Here is a 21,970-nt window from a genome sequence, read left to right as displayed (position 1 = left end):
AAGCATTGTCCTGTCATGAGGAACCATGCTTTTAAATTTGTTGTGTTGGGGAGTCATCATTCTTATACTGATTAATAACTTTGCGCAAAGCCTGCCATCCCATTAGCGCACAGTTATGCCGAGCTCTCAACGAATGAACCCCTAGTAAAGATAGTGATTCTTCCAGGGCCTCATCTTCCGGGGAGATCCCGATCGTAATCATGGAGGAGAACAGTCGGGTGAGATTTTCCGCCTCCTCTAAAGATCGTCCTTTAACAGCTGATGTCATCATGGAACAGGATGCCATACTAATGGAGCACCCGTCACCTTCAAACTTGATATCATGGATCTGTCCTTGATCGACTAGCAGATATAATACAATCGTATCCCCACATGTGGGGTTTTTATAAAATAATCGAATGGAAGACATGTCGTTTATTTCACCATAATTTCGGGGATGTCTATAATGATCGATGATAAGCTGCTTATAAAGTTCGTCCATTTTCAATTCCATCACTCTCCCTGGATAGTTACAATTAGGATTAATTCTTTTTCAACAAAAAACTCTGATATTCTGATTAATATAATAGACCTCTCAGCTGGAAATGGCACAGACCTACGGCTGAGAGGTCTTTTTGGTTAAATCGATTATGTCTTAAGTGGCTACACAACCAGCAAACTGTTCATGGAACCAGTTCTCGTCAAGATTACGACCGATCACAACAAATTCGCTGGTTGGCACTTCATCTGGTCTCCAGTCCCTGTCAGGATATGAACTGAATAGCATATGGATGCCCTGAAAAACGACTCGTTTCTTGACTCCCTTAATGTTGAAAACACCTTTATATCGGAATGTGTCTACGCCGTGGTCTACCAACCATTCATTGAGAAAACGTTCGACTTTCTTTAAGTCGAGAGGTCGAGTTTCACGAAAGAAAATAGAGGTTACTTCATCGTCATGTTCATGATCATGCTCTTCTTCTAGAAATCCAGGTTCGATCTCCAGCTTCTTCTCTAAATCAAAAGCACCTATTCCGAGAATTTGGTTAATGTCAATTTTGGACTGCTGGGTATGATATAGCTTGGCTGCCGAGTTCATTGTACGAAGGCGACGTTCCAGCTTCTGTAGTTCGTCTTCAGAAACAAGATCCGTTTTATTCAGCAAAAGTACGTCTGCAAAGGCGACTTGCTCCTGAGCTTCATGTCCATCGTCCAAATGCTGCTCAACATGCTTTGCGTCCACAACCGTAACAATCGCATCCAACTTGTAGAAATCGGCTATTTCTGGGTCGACAAAAAAAGTCTGAGCAACCGGGCCAGGATCTGCCAAACCTGTCGTCTCGATGAGCACCCGTTCAAAATCTGCTTTGCGATCACCATTTCCCAGCTTCGCATCCCTAAGCTGATTTAGAATACGGATGAGGTCACCTCGTACCGTACAGCAGATACAGCCATTGTTCATTTCAAAGATTTCTTCATCCGCTCCTACAACAAGTTGGTTGTCGATACCTACTTCGCCGAACTCATTGACAATGACCGCTATTTTTTCGCCATGCTCCGCTGTTAACACATGATTTAGTAAGGTCGTTTTGCCGGCTCCAAGAAAACCTGTCAGTACCGTGACGGGAATCCGTGGGTCGGTCTGTTGAATTGACATAAATATCACTCCTCGAGACAGATGTCTTAATTGTAAATATTACAATTAAGACAAGTATAGAACTCCGTTTTTCTTTTGTCAAACAGCACTTTGAAAACTTCTTCAGATTCATAACAAGATCCAATTAAAGATTGAAACATACTTTATACGCGTGTATAATCGTAATAATTACAATTAAGGCAGGAGAGGTGTTCAACCTCCTCTGTAAAATGTATCGCTAGACAAGGAGATGTTCTATGACGACTTGGAATTTAAATGAGACTCGCTGTCATTTACTTATATGTAATGGCGGTAGTTGCATGAAGCTGAATGCCGAAGAAGTGACGGAGGCAATCCGGGATGAAATTACTACGCTTGGAGCTGACAAATTCATTCATACTACACGTACTCGTTGTAATGGCCGATGTGCAGACGCTTGTGTCGTAATTGCTTACCCAGAAGGGACATGGTATAAATCTATAACCCCTGACCTTGGCAGAGAGCTTGTGCGAAGACATCTTTCAGGAGATCGTTTGGAAGAGCTTAAGGTATATTCGTTTGACAGCAAATTCATTGCGTCTGGTCTTTCCGTTAAAGGTAAAGATAAAGCTCCAGCAGCTGATAACTAAAAATATAATGACTTTAAGAAGGTGAAAATGGGTGAAAAAAGTTCCTGTTGTTATTTTGTCTGGTTTTCTGGGGAGCGGTAAAACGACATTGCTAACCAAACTGCTTAAGTTCCATGAAAAAAAAGGATTGCGTCCTGCCATCATCATGAATGAAGTTGGCGATGTCAACCTGGATGGTCAGCTTGTGAATGAGGATGTTCCGTTGCGAGAAATGTTAAGTGGTTGTATCTGCTGCACAATAAGTGGTGATTTGGGAATGGAAATCCAAAAATTGGTGCATGAATCGTCGCCAGATCTAATCATCATTGAAGCTACTGGTGTGGCGAACCCGATCGATATCTTTGAGGCGGTAACAGAGGCAGCACTATTGATTCCAATTGATATCTACGCGATGATTACAGTGCTTGACGCCGGACATTTCCAACATTGGTATCGGAAAGGATCTGGAAAGACCTATCATCTCATGAGGGATCAAATCCGATGTGCATCCGTTCTACTGCTCAACAAATCGGATCTCATTCATATTTCAGACCTGAACGAGCTGAGAAAGATTATTGAATCAATAAATCCTAATGCATTACTATATGATACCGTTCATTGTCAAATCGATTTTTCCGTGTTGGATACAGTTTTTCTAGAAGATACTTTTCCTATTTCTCTTGAGGAATCATATCAAGAGAATACACATCAGCAATCGGTATGTAACCATAGTCACCATGATCAGCATTCTCAAAATGCCGCTCATGTGCATCATCATTCTTACGATCACGTTATGGTTTATACGCATTACTTTCAACATTACATAGACAGGAGTGGTTTTGAACAAATCATAAGAGAACTTCCAGAGAGCGTTTACCGCGCAAAAGGCATTTTTACAGAGGCAGGTACCGGACAACGTATGATGTTTCAATTCGCATACAGGCAGTTAGAACTTATTCCGATTAATCCGCAAGGAAAGGTTCAAGACGTAGCTGTATTTATAGGAGAGCAGTTTCCTAAGAATGAGCTAAAAGGGCTGTTGGAACAGTGTGTAACATGCAGTGCCAAATAAAGAACCAGGAAGGGATATTATGACAGTGAATAAAAAGGGAGATTCTCTTTTACTTCCATCGAAACATGAACGACTTCAATTATTTGGTACAGTGGATCCGGTCAAAGGAAAGAAACCTGTGGTCAAGGAAGAAATGCAGGATATACAGAATAGCAGAAGCGATTTCTTGTTTGAATTGGAGCAGGTTGGAATCATAATTTCGAGTATAGCGCCCATAACCAACGTGGTTTATTACGCATTGAGGTGGAGGGCTACGATGATGATCATACTCCGTAATACCTCACCATGTAAGCATATGTTGTCGCCGATAATCGTAATAATTACATTTAGTGACCTATTAAGGAGGAGAGAGTGTTGAAGAAGGAACAGCTGTATAACAAATGGTGGAACGCACCAACTGAGAACGAACAACTGATGGAAGAAAGCCACCGACCCTTCTGGGATAAGATAATCGATAAAATTCTTGAGAAGGAAAAGATGAACGATTTTTCGGTGTTGGATTTCGGATGTAATCAAGGAGGATTTCTCAGGTATCTTTATTCTCAGTATCCTTTCAGGGAAGGAGTAGGTACAGATCTAGGAAAGGAATCAATTCAGGTTGCTAATGAACGCAAAGGAGATTTACCCCTTCAATATGAAGCTACGGCATCCCCTGAGCAATGGGGTCATCGCTTTGATCTTGCCGTCAGCACAGCTGTAATTTACTTAATATCCGACCTTCAGGAGCATGCATATAAAATCAAAGCTGCTTTAAAGCCCGGGGGTGTCTACTATGCTAGCTATAGTGATTACAGCAAGAATCCAAGCCTCCCTTATATGCGCGAGAAAATTGACAGTAACAGTATGCTGCCTATGAATCTTCACGCACTGGATGATATTGCTTCAGCCTTCTTTTCAGAAGGTTTCGAAGCAGGTATTACACGGCTGACTCCCGACATGTATGTTCAGCTTTCCAACAAGGAACGTTTTTTCATAAACGTCCGGGACCGAATTCAATATGAATACGAAGAGGCCTATTTATTTCGCTTTGTAGCACCAATCTAGAAGAAAGAAAGGACGTTTTTGATCAAATGAAAAACCATGGGTTAGGAGTCAAGAAAAAACTGGTGTTGTTCCTCGCTGTCATATTATTGGCGGGCTGTTCCAGCACTGGAACCCAATCTGTAAGTCAGGGAGCCACATCGTCCGACAAAGCGCTTACTTTGGCATGGCCTAATGATATTGGTCCGCTCAATCCGCATTTATATGCACCAAGCGAGATGTTTGCTCAGTCCATGATCTATGATTCGCTAGTTACTTATGGTGAAGATGGAAAAATCAAACCCAGTCTGGCAGAGAGCTGGGACATTTCCGAAGATGGACTGACTTACACCTTCCATCTTCGCCCAGGGGTCAAGTTTTCCGATGGCACAAGTCTGACAGCCGATAATATCATTCGTAATTTTGATGCCATAATGGCAAATAAAAGTCGGCACAGTTGGATCGGTATCATGAAGCATATCGATCACGTTGAAAAAGTAGATGATCTTTCCGTACGTCTGCTCTTGAAGGATTATTATTATCCTGTTCTTCAGGATCTTTCATTTGTTCGGCCGTTTCGTTTCCTGGGAGAGGCTGGTTTTCCGGCTGACGGTAAAACATCCGAAACCATTGTTAAGCCGGTAGGTACAGGGCCATGGGCGTTGAAGGAGTACAAAAAAGATGAATATGCGGTTTTCAAGCGCAATGAACATTATTGGGGACAAAAACCCAAGCTGGAGCAAATAACGGTCAAAATTATTCCGGATCAGGAATCCATTGTGCTGGCTTTCGAAAAAGGGGATATCGATTTGATATATGGACGAGGCGTCATCAGCAGAGACAGCTTCCTTCATTTGAAAGAATCCGGAAAGTACGGCGTCTCTCTTTCGGATGGCTTGACGACTCGTGCGATTATATTAAACACGCTAAAAGGAGCAACTTCGGAACTGCCAGTTCGTCAGGCTATTCAATACGCAATTGACAAAGCTTCAATGATTGAGAGCGTGACAAAGGGAACGGAACTCAACGCCGAAACAGCTCTGGGGAGAAATATTCCGTATGCTAACCTGGAACTGAAGCCGATTGAATACGATCCGGTTAAAGCCGGCAAGTTATTGGATGAAGCTGGATGGATAATAGATCCATCATCGGGATTGAGAATGAAGAACGGGCAACCATTGGAATTGAAGTTTGTTTATATTAGCACAGAAGCGGTTCAGAAGCAGATGGCTGAAGTAATCCAAGGAGATTTGGCTAAGGTAGGAATCAAAGTGGAGATTCAAGGCGTTGAAGTCATGCTTGGCTTGCAAATGCTTAAAAACGGAGAAGCCAATATGAATTTCTGGTCCAGCTACGGAGCGCCTAACGATCCACATAATTTTGTTACTGTAATCGCGAATCCAACGGCTGACGGAATTTTTGAAGCCTTCTCAAACCTGCCTCAGAAACAGGAAATGGACAAAGAAATTAATAAGGTTCTTGTAAGCAAAGATGAAGAAGAACGAAGAAGCCTGTATGCTGATATTTTATTCCAGATTCATGAGCAGGCCGTATTTTATCCTATTTCATATGAGGCCAATATTGCACTTTACCAAAAGAAATGGATCGGTATTGAACCAACCGCTTCGAAGTATAAGTTTCCATTTGAATCCATAGATCTGCGGCCCTAGGCGGAGGAGCTGATGCGGGGATTTGTATGGAGACGCCTATCTGCACTCCCTTTAATTCTCATAGGGGTATCTGTGCTCACTTTTCTGCTTGTCCGACTTGTACCGGTAGAGCCTGCTGAGGTCATTCTTCGACAATCTAACCTGAATGCAACTGAAGAAGCGATTGCCGAGGTGCGTTCACAGCTTGGATTGGATCAACCTTTATATATCCAGTACTGGATGTGGATCTCTAATATAGTGAAACTGGATTTTGGAGTATCTTATGTAAGTAAACTCCCGATCTCTTCAGAAATCGCAGAGAAATTTCCAGCTACGCTACAATTGGCATTGTCGGCCATGCTAATTACGGTGATGATCAGTTTACCACTCGGCCTTCTATCATCATTGTTTCCCAATCGTTGGATCGATCGAGCTACCGCCATATTTATCTATGTCGGGACTGCCATCCCGCGGTTTTGGTTAGGCTTCATCCTCATATACTTTTTTTCGCTCAAGCTGGACTGGCTGCCTTTCCAGGGAAAAGGCGGTTTATTGCATTTACTTCTTCCATCCATTACGCTCGCGCTTGCCCAAACTGCAGTGTTCACCCGTTTGTTACGCAGTCAGCTACTCGATCAAATGCGAGAGATTTACGTGCTATACGCAAAAGTACGTGGGCTGAAGGAAGGCTTCATTCTTATTCATCATGTGTTACGTAATGCGTTTTCACCTTTGCTTGCAGTAATGGGGATTAGCCTGGGGAATATGCTAGGGGGAACGGTTATCGTAGAGCAAATGTTTAGCTGGCCAGGCATGGGGCGATACTTGATTGAATCTATTTCTAATCGTGACTATCCGGTGATCCAGTGTTATGTTTTGCTTATGGCTGTTGTCTATGTCTTTATAAATTTATTGGTCGATTTACTACAACGATGGATTGATCCAAGATTGGAACAAAGCGAGGAGAGTGGGATTAACAGATGATTTCGATTACATCGGGAACTCGCATTTGTCTAAGGAACAGCCTGGGACTTGCTGGTGCAGGATTTTTATTATTAATTTTCATGGGGGGTGCCGGAGCATTGGCTCCTTGGATTGTTCCCCATGATCCTTATCTAGTTGATTTATCAATCCAGTTTAGCCCGCCCTCATGGACATACCCTTTGGGGACAGATCACTTGGGCCGTTGCATTCTTTCCAGGCTTCTTATTGGGATACGTTATTCTTTGGGTGGAGCACTCATTGTTGTAATATGCAGTGTTGTTTCAGGAACGGTGATGGGTGCTTTTTTCTCTTTAAAAGGGGGGGGGCTGGATCGTGCCTTCATTAAGTGTTGCGATATTTTGCTTGCCTTCCCGACACTAGTGTTAGCATTTGCACTTGTAGGCGTGTTGGGTTCCGGGTTCTCAAATTTGCTGATAGCCATGATTTTTTCACAGTGGATTTACTATGCACGATTCGTTCGGGGGATTGTTCTTTCGTTGAGAGGGAGCGATTTCGTCCAAGCAGCCATCGTGTCTGGTTCCAATTGTCTGCAAATTCTATTGAAACATATCCTTCCGAATATCGTTATTCCTGTATCAGTGCTGGCGCTACTGGAGACGGGGGGCGTCATCCTCGACATGACAGGACTAACGTTTCTGGGGCTGGGAATACAAGCACCACAAGCGGAATGGGGCATGATGATCAATGAAGGGAAAGACTATGTGTGGCGCCATCCTTTGCTTATGATGTATCCCGGATTAGCGATTTTACTTTCTGTTATTGCCTTTAACCAAATCGGGGACAGACTTCGAACGTTGTACGATCCCAAGGAGAAATTATGATACAAATCGAGCAGTTATCCGTCGAAATGATGAAGGGAAATCACAAACGGGTTGTCGATCACGTCAATCTATCAATTTCCGCGGACAGTGTACTTGGTATTGTGGGGGAGAGCGGCAGCGGTAAAACTACGTTATGCATGGCGCTTATGGGACTTTTGCCCGAAGAATTTCGGATTACGAAAGGTCATATCTGGTTCAAGGGAGCGGATATTGTTACGCTTTCAGCTAGAGAGCACCGAAGACTTCGAGGAACAACTTTCTCCATGATCATGCAGAATCCCAGAGCTGCCTTTAATCCGTTACGAACCATAGGTGCACACATGATCGAAACGTTTAGGACTCATATGAGCTTGAATAAACGAGAAGCCTTCCAATTAGCGGAAGAGTATCTGATTAAGGTCGGCCTGCCTCGTCCTATGCAGATTCTGAAGCTGTATCCGTTTCAGCTCAGTGGAGGCATGCTGCAGCGAGTGATGATCGGAATAACGATGGCTATGAAACCAGAATTGATCATTGCCGATGAGCCGACAACCGGGTCGGATGCAAGCAATCGCAAGCTTGTTTTGAATGAGTTGAAAATCTTAAGGCAAGAGACGGGGGCGGCCATTATAATCGTTACACATGATCTTGACGTAATTGCTGAAATGGCTGATACGGTGGCAGTTATGCAGAAAGGAGAAGTTGTTGAATTGGCACCTTGCAAACAGCTGTTTGATTCGCCAAAGCATGAATACACCCGTCGTTTATTGCATGCCAGAATAGACTTTAGGCTTTCGCAGGGATTATAGACCTATAGATAGGAGGCATATAAGATACGAATGAATGTTTTAGAAGTAAGTGAAGTTTCTAAAACGTATCAGCTGGAATCTAGAAGCCCTTGGAGCAATGGAAAACGATTCTGTGCGGTGAACCGAGCTTCGCTCACAATTAAAGAGCAGGAATGTGTCGGTTTGGTGGGTGAGTCCGGGTGTGGAAAAAGCACGTTAAGCAGATTAATTCTGGCACTGGACCAGCCGGACTCTGGTGAAATATTCTTTATGAGCAAAAAATGGAACAAAATGAGTCAAAAGCAGCGGTTTCCATATCGTAGATACATGCAAGCCGTTTTTCAGAACAGCTTGTCATCGATGAATCCGAGGTTAAAGGCGGGAGACATTGTAGTCGAACCCTTGCTTAACTTTGTCAAAATGGATAGAAAAGAAGCAAAGGCGCATGCTCGCATGTTGCTGGATAAAGTAGGTCTTGATCCTGTGTCTATTGATCATTATCCCCATCAATTTAGTGGTGGACAGCAACAGCGTCTGGCGATCGCACGTGCGATCTCAGTAAACCCAAAATTAATCGTACTGGATGAAGCCATCAGCAGCCTGGATGTTATTACGCAATCTGCGATTTTGTCATTGTTGAATGAATTGAAAAATAGTTTCGGTATCTCTTATCTGTTTATAACTCATGATATTAAGGCCGCGTGTTTTTTCTGCGACCGTTTGCTGGTTATGCAGGAAGGTACAATTGTTGACGAGGCAGACGCAAAAAAAATCGAACAGTTTTCACACCCCGCTGCTTTAAAATTGCTTAATTCAATGTTGGTAATGCATCCAGAGGACAGGGTCTGAATCTGATGCGATTCGTCAAATACGAAACCAGTGGTGATTAGATGAGCTGCCGTTATAATGGAGCCGATAATCAGATATTTCCCCATGTCGAAAAACTCGTGAGCGGCATGATCCATCATGGAGAGGAATTTGTTCTGGGACTGTCCGTGTGAAGCGTCGATGACGTCTGGAAATAATGCAACATAGATTATACTTAGAACGATTACGACAAATGCCAGATTAAGTCCGGACTTTGAAAGCCACTTACGCAAAACAGTTCCTCCTATATAGACAGCTGCTGGAGAAGTGTGAATAATGTACCGGGTTTCATGTATGTATTTCACCTAATACGTAATAATTATCATTAAATCATGAATGGGAGTCAATTGACAACATCTTTCGTTCCATACGATTTCGTCTCGATTAATAGGTAATAGATATTTTTTTGTGGTAAGCGCCGTTTTATGTTGTGTGAAATGGATGCAAGTTTTTGATACGGCATATCGTAATTTGCGCTTTTTAAGTGAGATGGGGGTATTGGAACACCATCGAACCTGAAAGTTGACAGATATAAATGAATACTTTATTATTCATTTATGATGTTTTTCGTAATTTTTACGAATAAAATAACAAGGAGTCAAATGGCTCGGAAAGAAGAGGACATCACCATGCAAAAAGGGATACATCCAACCTTTCAGAAAGTCATATTTCTGGATGCGAGCGTCGGCTATACATTTCTTAGTGCCTCCACAAAGACTTCCTCAGAAACCATGGAATGGGAAGACGGTCATACCTATCCTGTGATTCGCGTTGATTCGAGTTCCGCGTCTCACCCTTTCTTCACAGGCAAACAGAAAAACACTGAAATCGGCGGACGCGTCGATAAGTTCAAAAAACGATTAGGTTATAAAAAGTAGTCGTAAAGGGATGCCTATATGTGACAGCGTGAACTGAATTTTTCGCGCTGTCTTTTTTTACCGAAAATGTACGAATGAACGTCGATACACTGATCATTTCGCTCGTCTCGGAAAAAGGTAACACTTATCGATCGGAGCGGGCGTTGGACGGATAGGGAAGCAGCGATTCCAATCCACCGATCTATCTTGATGTGTTGAAAACTGCACATGCGGGGTCTACATCATAGTCAGGTTTACAATAAAAAGAATCAGAGTCGTTCTTGACATTTCAAAGAATCCTAAATTATAATCCTAATCGTAACAATTACGATAAATATGTATAGTTTCTGGTTGTACGGTTTGCGTAAAGGCTATAGATATTTATCAGTGTTTAATTTCGTAATAATTACATATAAAGGAGCTAAAATGACACACCGGCAGTATCTTAAGCTCTCCATTCCTCTCATTTTAACCGGTCTATCCGTCCCCTTGCTGGGAGCGGTTGATACAGCCGTTGCAGGTCGTTTGGGGGATCCGTCCTATATTGGTGGAGTAGCTGTGGGAACATTAATATTTAACAACCTGTATTGGTTATTCGGTTTTTTAAGAGTAAGCACCACGGGGTTTACGGCTCAAGCGGCTGGAGCCAAGCACGACGAGCAGCTTGCCTATGCCTTCATCAGACCTCTGCTGATCGCGATTTTGTTAGGCGTGGTGTTCATCGCGGCACAAAAGCCCATTTTGCTGGCTGCCATGCACCTCATTGGGGGCAGCGATGCAGTGCTCCAGCAAGCTGGAATCTATTTTGACATACGGATCTGGGGAGCTCCCTTCGCGCTTCTGAATTATACCATTACGGGTTGGCTGATTGGGGTGTCGAAGGTTAAATTGACCTTGGTTTCTCAATTGCTCGCAAATGTGCTAAATATGCACCTTGGAATATGGTTAGCCTTGCAGTTGGACTGGGGAGTTGCGGGTATTGCAGTTGCCACCTTGGTGTCAGAAATAATCAGCGTAGCAATTGGCTTCGTGATCATTCGATACAGCAAGCGATTCGCACTTGTACATCTCCAGATAAGAGAACTGTTTGATCTATGCCATATTAAAAAAATGGTGATCGTGAATCGTGACCTTTTCCTACGTACGATTTGCTTATTGATGATGACCAGCTTGTTTATGGTTCAAGCGGCTCGAATGGATGAAACCGTATTGGCAGCCAACGCCATATTGCTGCAGCTCCATTATTTGCTAGCCTATGTGTTCAGTGGCTTGGCTAATGCCTCCAGCATTATTGCTGGACAGGCTGCAGGTGAAGGAAATATTAACGGTTATCGGAATGCGTTGAAATTATCAGCAGTCTGGGGAGCGCTCTTTGCCGTGTTGATGGGGCTTGTGCTAATCGTAGATCCGTTAGCCATTGTGTCATGGTTTACGGGCGACCTACAGGTACAGTTGGCCGTGCGCGAACATATGTTTTGGATCGCACTATACAGTATAGCCGGTGTATGGGGGCTGCAACTGGAAGGCATATTTTCAGGGGTAACACAGGCTTGGGCCATTCGCAACGGCATCTTTATATCGCTGCTCATCTACATTCCTGTTAACTGGATAGCAGGGATGTCGTGGGGTAGTCACGGCATATGGCTGTCTTTCGTTTTCTTTCACTTGATGCGTACTGTTTGTACCTCCATGTACACCGGAAGAGTTCAGCGGTTGATATACTCAGCTTAATTACATCTACTACAGTTATATTCAGGAGGATTTATGAAAAAGAAACTTTTACTTGCCATGTTTACGTTACTGATTGTATTAACAGGCTGCAGCCAGGCTACCAAGAGCAACCCTGCAGCAGTGGACAAGAACGAACTAGTGTTTGCCAGCACTAAAGATATTCGCGATATTAATCCGCATCTGACAGGTGGCGAACTCGCTGCGCAAAATATGGTTTTTGAATCTCTGGTCATGAATACACCGGAGGGCGTTAAACCCAAGCTTGCTGAGAAATGGGAGATCTCGGAGGATGGTTTGACCTATACGTTCCATTTAAGAAAAAATATCGAATTCAGCGATGGCGAACCGTTCAATGCGGAGGCCGTGAAGAAAAATATCGATGTCGTCGTAGCCAACTATGAGAAGAATGCCTGGCTGAATCTGGTGCAGGTTATTGATTCTACTAAAGTTGTCGATGAATATACGTTTTCCTTGACACTAAAAACACCATATTATCCGACGTTGGAGGAGTTAGGGCTTACGCGCCCGTTCCGAATGATCTCCCCTAAATGTTTCATCGACGGAACAACAGCGAATGGCGTCAATGGTTATGCAGGCACAGGACCCTATATATTGGCCGAGCATAAAGACAATCAATACGCGTTGTTTAGTGTCAACGAGAACTATTGGGGAGATAAACCGAAGATTCAGCATGTTCGTTGGAAGGTCATGCCGGATCACCAGACGATTCTACTTGCTCTGCAGAACGGCGAGATTGATCTCATATTTGGCGCGGACGGCGACATGCTAGATGCCAATGCCTTCTCCTCCCTGCAAGACGAGGGCAAGTATGTAACGAAGATCAGTCCGCCATCCGGCTCACGCTCGATATTGCTGAACAGCAAGCGAGAAGCAACTTCTGACAAACTGGTTCGCGAGGCATTGCAATATGCCATTAACAAACAAACGATCGCCACCGGCATTCTCAACGACACGGAGCAAATCGCGGATGTCCTGATGTCTAAATCTACTCCGTACGCCAACATTGAGCTTAAGGTTCGTTCCTATGACACCCAGAAGGCCGAAGCTTTGCTGGATCAAGCAGGGTGGGCAAAATCAGGCGACGGCTACCGTTATAAGGATGGGAAAAGGCTAAGCCTGATGCTGTCCTATAATTCTGATAATGCGCAGGAAAAAACGATTGGGGAATCGATGCAAAATGATCTCAAAGCGATTGGCGTAGAGCTTGAACTGTTGGGTGAAGAAAAGCAAGCCTATTTCGACCGTCAAAAATCCGGTGAATTCGATTTGCAATACTCTTTATCCTGGGGCTTGCCATATGATCCGCAAACCTATGTTTCAACCTGGCGTGTGCCTTCGCATGGTGATTATCAGGCTCAGGCAGGTTTGGAGAAGAAGAAATGGCTGGACCAAACGATCAGCGATGTTCTCGTTGAGCAGGACGAAACTGCGCGGGCGGAGAAATACGAGCAAATATTCAGCTATGTGAATGAAGAGGCTGTGTATCTGCCGTTGACTTATTCAGTTGTCAAAGCGATTCATGCCGAACAGCTTAAGGGCGTTTCCTTCAATGTATCGCAATATGAAATCCCGTTTGAGCTCATGTATTTTGAATAAGCAGAGAGTGAGTCCTTTATGAAACAGTATGTAATAAAACGTATAACAGGTACCGTTCCGCTCCTGCTGCTGGTTACCTTCTTGGCGTTCATTCTAATTAATTTAAGAACTAGTGATCCGGCAGAGATTGCTCTTCGTGTAAATCAGATTACCCCGACCGAGGAAGTGGTCCAGAGCATGCGCGAAGAGCTCGGACTTGACGATCCTTTTCTTATCCGATATAAAAACTGGATTATGGATAGCGTTCAAGGGAATTTGGGTACCAGCTACGTCAATAAAAAGTCTGTATTGGAAGAATTGCGTCAAGCGATTCCTCCAACGCTTGAATTAGCGGGGGCTACGCTTATAATTATTGTCCTTTTCAGCGTTTCCATCGGGATAATCTGCAGCATCTTCGAGAATAGATGGCAGGATCGTTTTTTGCGGGGCTTCATCTTTTTACTGTCAGCGATGCCAAGCTTCTGGATCGGCTTGCTGCTCATGTGGTATTTTTCGGTTTATCTGGGGTGGCTCCCGACAAGCGGGAAGAATGGGCCTTCATCCATTATCTTGCCCGCCGTCACCTTGTCACTAACCTTTTTATCCACCTATGTCAGACTGATACGCAATAATATGATCCAAAATACACAAGAAAATTTTATTCTTTATGCCAAACTGCGTGGGCTCAAACAGAGCACTGTAATGTGGAAAGTGTTTTCCAATTCGATCCAATCGGCTCTTACTGCGTTCGGCATGTCTATTCCGCGTCTGATTGCTGGGACTGTTGTTGTTGAAAATATATTTGCCTGGCCCGGCATTGGTCGTTTGTGCGTCAAGGCTATTTTTAACTCGGATTATCCTGTGATCCAGGCTTATATTCTGATGATGGCCGTTTTATTTATCGTTTGCAATTTATTGGTAGATATTGTGGTCGTGATGATAGATCCACGTTTGCGGAGGGAAGCCAAATGAGTTTTTTCAAGCGTCTTCAACAGGATAAGCTGGGTATCACTTGCTTGTTATTTTTGGGCGTGGTCTCCCTTGCAGGGATCTTCGCCCCTCTAATTGCTCCGCATGATCCGACCTTACTTCAGGTGGATATGAAGCTTGCCATGCCAAGCGCAGAGTACCCGCTCGGGACTGATCATCTGGGAAGATGCTTATTTTCACGGATTTTATTCGGCATTCGCACCACGTTCTTCTATGCTCTACTCGCTATGGGTGTGACGATATTTTCCGGGGTTGCATTTGGAATTCTAGCCGGCTATTCGAACGGAAGAGTCCGGGAAGTCATTTTGCGTTTCTGCGACGCTATGCTGTCTTTCCCGTCAGAGGTGATGATTCTAGCAATTATCGGCATATTGGGACCCGGGATTATGAATATTGTGATTGCGAATATTTTGTCCAAGTGGGCGTGGTATACACGGATGATCTACAGCAGCGTTCAGCAGTATCGATCAAAAAACTATGTGAAGTTCGCTCAAGTCCATCAGGCTTCCCCTATCTATATTATGAGAAAGCATATTGTTCCCGGGATCTCCGGTGAAGTAACCACACATTCGACCCTAGAGATGGGCTGGGTGATTTTAAGTATTTCGTCTCTGTCCTTCCTTGGATTGGGCGTGCAACCTCCTGCTCCTGAATGGGGCATGATGCTGAATGAAGCGAAGAATGTGTTGTTCACCCATCCCTGGCAGATGGTTCCTGCAGGTATTACCATTCTGCTTGTCATCGTCGCGCTAAATTTTCTCGGTGACAGTCTGCAGCAGGCCATGAACACGAAATCCTATATGGCAAGCCCGAAGCAACAACGCAAGCTATTCCGCTTGGGTGAAGGGAGGAAGAGGGTAAGTGACCATACTGACCGTCAAACATCTTAATATTGTTGACCTCAAGACCCAAAGAAAGATTGTAAAAGATGCTTCCTTCTCGGTGCAAAAAAATTCTTGCCTTGGTATTGTTGGGGAGAGCGGCAGTGGAAAGACGATGACCGTTCGGGAAATTTTGGGTGTGAATCCCCGCTGGATTCAATCTGAAGGAGAGATTATTTTCGAGGGCCGCAATATTCTGAAGGACAATGAAAAACAGCGCAGGTCCATTCGAGGTCAAAAAATCAGCATGATTCTTCAGGATGCAATGACTGCTTTCAATCCTATTGAGAAAATGGGTTTCCAGATGAAACAAACTTTTATGCAGGTATTGGGGGTATCCAGAAGAGAAGCTGAGCGATTGAGTTTGGAAAGCTTGAAGAAATTGAATTTTCCGGATTCGCTCGCCGTTTATAAGAGTTATCCTCATGAGTTGTCCGGGGGGATGCTTCAACGCTGTATGATTGCAATTGCACTTGTTCTGAAGCCGGACATTATTATTGCGGATGAGCCTACAACAGCCTTAGACTCCATTAATCAATTGGAAGTCGTCAATCAGTTTCAGTCCCTTAAGGAAATGACGGGTACCACGCTGATCCTCATCTCCCATGACCTGGGAGTTGTGCAGCGGCTTGCTGACAGCGTTATCGTCATGAAGGATGGAGAAGTGTTGGAACAGGGCTCGGTCACTGATGTTTTTAATGAGCCTAAACATGCCTACACCCAATATTTAGTTAGCACGCGTCTGCAGCTTTCAGATAGCTTTATGAACACATTGCATAGCGGGGGGGAACCAAGCGTATGATTACGGTGGAGAATCTCCAGAAAAGGTATAAGACTGACCGTGGGCTGCGGAATCACACCCAAAAGCATGTATTGACCGACGTCAGCTTTCATCTGAACGATGGAGACTGTCTGGGCATTGTAGGGGAGAGCGGTAGCGGTAAAAGCACGTTATCCCGGATTCTCCTTGGATTAGAAACCAGTGACGGCGGGACCATTCGGATAGATGGTGTGCCTCATAAAAAGTGGATTAAGCAAAACAAAGGAAAATTCAGTGTCGTGTTCCAGGATTATCGCACCTCTGTCAACCCGAACTGGACCCTGCGGCAAATTATCGAGGAACCGCTCTATATGCTACGAAGCGGCAAAAACGCTCATGCCGACCATGAAGCGATCATTGCAGAGCTGATGGAGCGGGTAGAGCTGCCCCTTGACTATCTAAAGAAGTATCCGCATGAGCTAAGCGGTGGACAGTTGCAACGCGTATGCATTGCGCGTGCCTTGACCTCGCGGCCGCGCTATCTTGTTTTGGATGAAGCCATTAGCTCGCTCGACGTTTCAGTGCAATCTCAAATTTTATCCCTATTAAAGGAGCTCCAGAGGGAGTTTCAATTAACATATTTATTCATAGCGCATGATCTGCAAGCCGTAGCCTATTTATGTAATCGCCTAGCCTTTCTGAGGGATGGGGTCATTATTGAGGAGCTTGATTGCAACCATTTCATGTGTGCGCAGAGCGAATATGTGAAGTTACTGGTGAACTCGATTCTTCCCTTTCAATCGAGGTTCAACCGGATGTAGGGGAACAAGAACGCCACAAAGAAAGCTGCTAATTTAGCGGCTTTCTTTATTTTGTCTGTACAATTTCTAGCCTTTTCGCCTATTTGATGAAATCATGGAGAAGCACCATAGGAACGCAGAATGTGCTGGAAGTGGGCCAGAGACATGTACCCCCTAATGGTACTCCTTACCGTACACGCCTAAGGTGTGCAACATCAGTACAGACTGAGCCATGTGCCGACTCAGCTTGAATTACTTCACTAACACGAGTTACATTCCCGCTTGCTGGAAGCGCCTGGCCCGAATAATTCGAGGAGCATCATTATTTCACTCTGCCTGCCGAACATTTGCGATAGATCGCATTACTAATAGGAAAATAAAATGACCGTAAGCATTTGTGGACGTGGCTGAAGTATTATTCTTCTTAACTCGGAATGCAACATAACCACTATGTTCAGCAATGCTACGACTGTTTAGGATTAACGCCCATGGTAACTTGAATGTCATACATATAAGAAACTATGAAACTGCCTGTATCCCGCAATTGCCATCTGCTCTATACGACATACTGAGCGAGTCTACTTACAGTTTGCTTCGCCCCCTTTGTAGTGCCCAGAGCTTTTAAGTATTCATTCTCCGCACGTAATCTAATTAATTCCTCTTCAGGGCTTAACGGATTCCTTCTTTGATTTCCCGCGTTTTCTTCAAGCCCCGACATGCCTTCATTCTTGTGAAATTTTGACCCAGTTGCCTTATAGAGGCTTCTGGAATACTCAACTCTTTCGCGACTCGCTAATATCCGAAGCCATGTTTGAGGTACATCTGAACAGCTTTATATTTCGATTCAGTTGAATGCATGTGTTGCACTCTGCCCATGTAATAAACCCTTCCAAGTTAACAGTAAGAGTCAGCCTCTCATCTGTCTACCTAAAGGGGATAATATCAGAGTACCGACGCCAGTTTGCAGTGTAGGTGTTTTTTTCAATATCCACTAAATGGGGGTTTGACCATCCGCTAACGAGGGCTATCATGATTCATTTCTTGTTTTTAGGGAGCACTACTTGCCAGCATTGTGAGTTTTGTTTGTTTTAAATCGGCCCGTGCATAAAAAACACAATGATTTTTGAAAGAATTAGAAATGAATTAAATGATTTTAAAATAGAAAAAGCGCTTACATAGCTCTACAATGTGAAACATACCCAGTCATCGCTGAAAGGAGTTTGTCACATGAACACAACCAATGTCCCTGATAATGGCGGCATAGGGAGCCCCAATAAAAAGCTTAAAAAGTCGTCCGGAACGTGGAGCGACCGTGTTAAGCAAATCGGGAGGGACTATGTAAAAAACAGATATTTGTTATTGCTGCTTTTTCCCGTTTTGATCTGGTACGGCATATTCGCTTATGGGCCCATGTATGGTGTTCAATTAGCTTTCAAAGACTTTTACATTAAAGAAGGCATCTGGGGCAGCCCGTGGGTAGGATTGAAGCACTTTGAATATTTGTTTACCGCTTCGCCGCAATTCCCGCAGATCATGAAGAACACGATCATAATTAGCTTTTATCAAATTATTTTCGGATTTCCGGCTCCGATTATTCTGGCGCTCTTGTTCAATGAGATCCGGTTTACGTTCTTTAAGAAAGTTGCCCAAACGCTCTCTTACTTGCCGCATTTCTTGTCCTGGATCGTTATCGGCGGAATTTTGATAACGCTCTTATCGCCCACCACCGGGGTCGTCAATTACATTCTGGAGATGTTCGGTATAGATCCGGTCTATTTCCTTGGCTCCGAAAAACACTTCCGCTTTACGCTCATTACATCGGCGATATGGAAGGAAATTGGATGGGGGACCATTATTTTCCTCGCCGCCTTGTCAAGTGTTGATTCGCAAATGTATGAAGCGGCAGTCATCGACGGAGCAAACCGTTGGAAGCAAACGATCTATATTACGCTTCCTACTCTCATGCCAGTCATCGCCATATTGCTCATTTTACGGGTTGGCAATGTGCTCGATGCCGGATTCGACCAAATTTTCAACTTGTATTCCCCCGCCGTTTACGGTGTCGCCGACATTCTCGATACTTATGTATACCGAATAGGCTTGCAGGAATTCCAATTCAGTTTGACTACGGCCGTCGGTTTGTTCAAGAACGTCGTCGGGTTATTGCTGGTACTGGCAGCGAATTACGTTATTAAAAAGATGGGGCAGGAAGGCCTCTATTAATTCAAACCAGATTCGAGAGGTGTGAGACAACTTGCGTCTAACAAAAGGCGAGAAAGTTTTTCAAGGGTTCCTGCTAGTTATCATCACGATGTTATGTATTATCATGGTCTATCCTTTCTTGCATGTACTATCGATTTCGCTTAGTACGCCCGCGGAAGCATTACGTCCGGGAATTCATCTCTATCCGAAAGAAATCTCGCTGTTTGCCTGGGAGCGCGTATTGTCGACGGACAGTATATGGAGGGCGTTTGGCATTACAGTTTTCAGAACCGTTGTGGGCACCTTGCTTTCACTTGTATTTATGTCTATGGCCGCCTACCCGTTGTCTCGTAAATATTTACCCCATCGCGGGTTTTACACAATGTTTATTATCATCACAATGTTCTTTAGCGGCGGTCTGATTCCGACGTACTTGCTGATTAAGTCGCTGGGATTGATAAATTCGGTATGGGTCTATATTATACCTGGACTAGTCAGCACGTTTTCGATGATTATTCTTCGTAACTTTTTCATGGGGATTCCGAATGAACTGGAGGATTCGGCGAAAATTGACGGCGCGAACGATATTCGCATTTTGGTACAGATTATTGTGCCGTTGTCAGCCCCCGTACTGGCAACGCTCGCGCTTTGGACTGCGGTGGCGCATTGGAACAGCTGGTTCGATGCGATGTTATATATGCAAGACAACACGAAGATTACACTGCAGTTACTTTTGAGAAGGCTTGTTATCGCCAATATGGGAGATCCAATGATGCCTGTGCCGACGGAGGAGGAAGACCCCGCAATGGTTAAAGCGGCAATCATAATGTTTACCGCTTTGCCGATATTGGCTGTTTACCCGTTCTTACAACGATTTTTTGTCAAGGGCGTCATGGTAGGGTCGCTCAAGGGTTAGTAACGACTTTTGGTAGCACTTGTTTTAAACAGCATTTATATTGCGATGTTGCTGTTTAAATAGATTAAGAAACAACAAAAGGGAGGAAAAGCATCAATGAATCACTGTAAAAGGAAATGGACGACCTTAACAGCCTTCCTGCTTTCTCTTGCGCTTGTTCTAAGTGCTTGCAGTGGAGGCGGGAACACGAACACTTCCGAGGGCAGCAGCACAGTCAATGATGGGGAGACGGTGCCTCAAGAAAAGCCGATCGAGATTGTGTGGGCGAACAACTTTAGCTCGCCTGAAGCAGATGGTAACTATGTACAGACTGAAATCGAAAAGAAATTCAATGTAAAGATTAAAAATATTAAGCTGGAAAGATGGGGATGGAAAGAGCAATTTTCCGTCTACCTTGCTTCCGGTGAAATTCCGGATATCTTCCCGGTCGACGCCAATGAAACTGACATGGCCACGTGGGCGAAACAGGCGATTATCGCCAGTCTCGATCGCGCCGAAATTGAAGCCAACATGCCGAACTATACAGCAGCAGTAAATGAGTATGACCCTGATGCTTGGACAGTAGGCATGGTTGACGGGAAAAATTGGGGCGTTCCAAAATATTGGCCACCTGGAAACGACGGTTTCATCCCGGGCTATAATAAGGGCTGGCTGGAAAACATCGGTTACAGCGAGCCGCCGAAGACGCTTGTGGAATTTGAAGATGTGCTGACGAAATTCACGAAGAACGATCCGGACAAGAATGGCAAGAACGACACTTACGGGATGTCGGCGAGAGGCAAGCTGCCGATCCAGATGTTCACTTCCGTATTCAGTGCCCATGCGGTGAGCCCATACCAGTTCAAGCTGGATGCCGAAGGCAAAGTTACCTGGGGAGCCCTTACGGAAGAGACGCGCACAGCATTAAAACTACTCAACAAGTGGTACAAGGACGGATTAATCGATCCGGAGTATATTACGAACGATAATGATCAAATCAACGAAAAGTTTGTGAATCAAAAAATCGGTGTAGTTGACAATGCAGGTTGGGTCAACTTCAATCCAGATTCGGGATACGTGACGAAACCTGCGCTTGAAGCCGGAATAATCTACACACCAGGCAAGCCGCTTGTCGGTCCGAACGGCGACGCATACGCATTCGCTTACGGAGCTCGCCAAGCGCCAGTATTGCTGGGTGCACAAGTCGAAAAAGATGAAAAGAAACGTAAGAAAATCTACGAAATTCTAGATTGGGTAGCGACAAACGACGAAGGCTGGTTGTTAACCGTCAAAGGGCAAGAAGGCGTTAGCTACGACTTTGACGAAAATGGATTCCCGGTTGCGAACACGGATGAAAGCGTTGCGGCAGAAAAATTGGGCTATAACAGCTTCTATAACCCGCTTACTCACATTGATATCAGCAAGCAGAAATACAATTTAAATTCTTCAATGATCGAACTGAGAGACGAGATCATGCCGGGAATCGTACCGTTGCTTGACGTATTGGGTCCTACGCACATGGAAAGCAAGAGCGAGTATTGGGGTAACCTGTTAACGCTGCAGGATACTTATATCATTAAATCAGTTAACGGAGAAGCCAACACGGACCAGGACTTTGACAAGTTCAAGGCAGACTGGCTGCGTTCCGGCGGACAAGCAATCCTTGACGAAGCCAATAAGATCTATCAGGAGCGTAAGTAAAATAATTATCGCCTTATGGATAAGGCCGACTTGTAAGATGCAAGTCGGCTTTTTCTCACAATTAGTGGAGATCTTCCTCTTTATTATAGTAATAAATCAGTAAATGAGAAAAGAACTTAGTTGGGGGTGCCGG

General features: G+C 44.3%; 20 protein-coding genes. 18 read left to right on the top strand and 2 right to left on the bottom strand.

All coding sequences use genetic code 11. The features are described 5' to 3' along the window. Positions 1 to 31: 31 nt before the first annotated feature. Together sufU and M4D81_RS28840 are read right to left on the bottom strand one after the other, a co-directional pair. On the bottom strand, positions 32 to 481 hold the full coding sequence (sufU, locus tag M4D81_RS28845; RefSeq protein WP_260068992.1) for a Fe-S cluster assembly sulfur transfer protein SufU: 450 nt from the start codon (positions 479 to 481) through the stop codon (positions 32 to 34). Between the two features lie 153 nt (positions 482 to 634). Beyond that, the gene (locus M4D81_RS28840) at positions 635 to 1,636 is read right to left on the bottom strand and encodes a CobW family GTP-binding protein (RefSeq protein ID WP_260068957.1); all 1,002 of its coding nucleotides are present in this window, start codon (positions 1,634 to 1,636) and stop codon (positions 635 to 637) included. 236 nt (positions 1,637 to 1,872) lie between these two features. Between M4D81_RS28840 and M4D81_RS28835 the strand changes: the two genes are divergently transcribed. From M4D81_RS28835 to M4D81_RS28750, 18 genes are all read left to right on the top strand, one after another. Further along, the gene (locus tag M4D81_RS28835; protein WP_260068956.1) at positions 1,873 to 2,244 is read left to right on the top strand and encodes a (2Fe-2S) ferredoxin domain-containing protein; all 372 of its coding nucleotides are present in this window, start codon (positions 1,873 to 1,875) and stop codon (positions 2,242 to 2,244) included. 31 nt (positions 2,245 to 2,275) lie between these two features. After that, positions 2,276 to 3,295: a CobW family GTP-binding protein gene (locus M4D81_RS28830; protein WP_260068955.1), complete on the top strand. Its 1,020-nt coding sequence runs from the start codon at positions 2,276 to 2,278 to the stop codon at positions 3,293 to 3,295. 351 nt (positions 3,296 to 3,646) lie between these two features. After that, positions 3,647 to 4,339, top strand: coding sequence for a class I SAM-dependent methyltransferase (locus tag M4D81_RS28825; protein WP_260068954.1), 693 nt, complete (start codon positions 3,647 to 3,649; stop codon positions 4,337 to 4,339). Positions 4,340 to 4,365: 26 nt separating this feature from the next. Next, positions 4,366 to 5,985: a nickel ABC transporter substrate-binding protein gene (gene nikA, locus M4D81_RS28820; RefSeq protein ID WP_260068953.1), complete on the top strand. Its 1,620-nt coding sequence runs from the start codon at positions 4,366 to 4,368 to the stop codon at positions 5,983 to 5,985. Between the two features lie 12 nt (positions 5,986 to 5,997). Continuing rightward, positions 5,998 to 6,948, top strand: coding sequence for a nickel ABC transporter permease (gene nikB, locus M4D81_RS28815; protein ID WP_260068952.1), 951 nt, complete (start codon positions 5,998 to 6,000; stop codon positions 6,946 to 6,948). Beyond that, complete coding sequence (locus M4D81_RS28810) at positions 6,945 to 7,790, top strand: ABC transporter permease (protein WP_260068951.1); 846 nt, start codon at positions 6,945 to 6,947, stop codon at positions 7,788 to 7,790. The genes nikB and M4D81_RS28810 overlap by 4 nt, the downstream gene beginning before the upstream one ends. Beyond that, complete coding sequence (locus tag M4D81_RS28805) at positions 7,787 to 8,578, top strand: ABC transporter ATP-binding protein (RefSeq protein ID WP_260068950.1); 792 nt, start codon at positions 7,787 to 7,789, stop codon at positions 8,576 to 8,578. The genes M4D81_RS28810 and M4D81_RS28805 overlap by 4 nt, the downstream gene beginning before the upstream one ends. Positions 8,579 to 8,608: 30 nt before the next feature. Then, positions 8,609 to 9,406: an ABC transporter ATP-binding protein gene (locus M4D81_RS28800; RefSeq protein ID WP_260068949.1), complete on the top strand. Its 798-nt coding sequence runs from the start codon at positions 8,609 to 8,611 to the stop codon at positions 9,404 to 9,406. A gap of 647 nt (positions 9,407 to 10,053) precedes the next feature. Next, the gene (locus tag M4D81_RS28795; RefSeq protein ID WP_260068991.1) at positions 10,054 to 10,302 is read left to right on the top strand and encodes a type B 50S ribosomal protein L31; all 249 of its coding nucleotides are present in this window, start codon (positions 10,054 to 10,056) and stop codon (positions 10,300 to 10,302) included. 405 nt (positions 10,303 to 10,707) lie between these two features. Further along, the gene (locus M4D81_RS28790) at positions 10,708 to 12,012 is read left to right on the top strand and encodes an MATE family efflux transporter (RefSeq protein ID WP_260068948.1); all 1,305 of its coding nucleotides are present in this window, start codon (positions 10,708 to 10,710) and stop codon (positions 12,010 to 12,012) included. A gap of 33 nt (positions 12,013 to 12,045) precedes the next feature. Next, positions 12,046 to 13,629, top strand: a complete 1,584-nt coding sequence (nikA, locus tag M4D81_RS28785; protein ID WP_260068947.1) for a nickel ABC transporter substrate-binding protein — start codon at positions 12,046 to 12,048, stop codon at positions 13,627 to 13,629. Between the two features lie 18 nt (positions 13,630 to 13,647). Next, positions 13,648 to 14,580 (top strand): nickel/cobalt ABC transporter permease, encoded by a 933-nt coding sequence (gene opp1B / locus M4D81_RS28780; protein WP_260068946.1) that lies wholly within the window; start codon positions 13,648 to 13,650, stop codon positions 14,578 to 14,580. Then, positions 14,577 to 15,488 (top strand): nickel/cobalt ABC transporter permease, encoded by a 912-nt coding sequence (opp1C, locus tag M4D81_RS28775; protein WP_260068945.1) that lies wholly within the window; start codon positions 14,577 to 14,579, stop codon positions 15,486 to 15,488. The genes opp1B and opp1C overlap by 4 nt, the downstream gene beginning before the upstream one ends. Next, on the top strand, positions 15,460 to 16,281 hold the full coding sequence (locus M4D81_RS28770) for an ABC transporter ATP-binding protein (protein WP_260068944.1): 822 nt from the start codon (positions 15,460 to 15,462) through the stop codon (positions 16,279 to 16,281). The genes opp1C and M4D81_RS28770 overlap by 29 nt, the downstream gene beginning before the upstream one ends. Next, positions 16,278 to 17,060 carry an ABC transporter ATP-binding protein gene (locus M4D81_RS28765; RefSeq protein ID WP_260068943.1) on the top strand — a complete coding sequence of 261 codons (783 nt, stop codon included), beginning with the start codon at positions 16,278 to 16,280 and terminating at the stop codon, positions 17,058 to 17,060. The genes M4D81_RS28770 and M4D81_RS28765 overlap by 4 nt, the downstream gene beginning before the upstream one ends. Positions 17,061 to 18,266: 1,206 nt before the next feature. Next, positions 18,267 to 19,262, top strand: a complete 996-nt coding sequence (locus tag M4D81_RS28760; RefSeq protein ID WP_260068942.1) for an ABC transporter permease — start codon at positions 18,267 to 18,269, stop codon at positions 19,260 to 19,262. 31 nt (positions 19,263 to 19,293) lie between these two features. Then, positions 19,294 to 20,157, top strand: a complete 864-nt coding sequence (locus M4D81_RS28755; protein ID WP_260068941.1) for a carbohydrate ABC transporter permease — start codon at positions 19,294 to 19,296, stop codon at positions 20,155 to 20,157. A gap of 96 nt (positions 20,158 to 20,253) precedes the next feature. Further along, positions 20,254 to 21,837, top strand: coding sequence for an extracellular solute-binding protein (locus M4D81_RS28750; RefSeq protein ID WP_260068940.1), 1,584 nt, complete (start codon positions 20,254 to 20,256; stop codon positions 21,835 to 21,837). Positions 21,838 to 21,970: the final 133 nt, after the last annotated feature.

Origin of the sequence: Paenibacillus sp. p3-SID867 (assembly GCF_025142895.1) — a bacterium.
Taxonomy (GTDB): Bacteria; Bacillota; Bacilli; order Paenibacillales; family Paenibacillaceae; genus Paenibacillus_AQ.
This window is presented reverse-complemented; position numbering and strand designations above follow the sequence as displayed.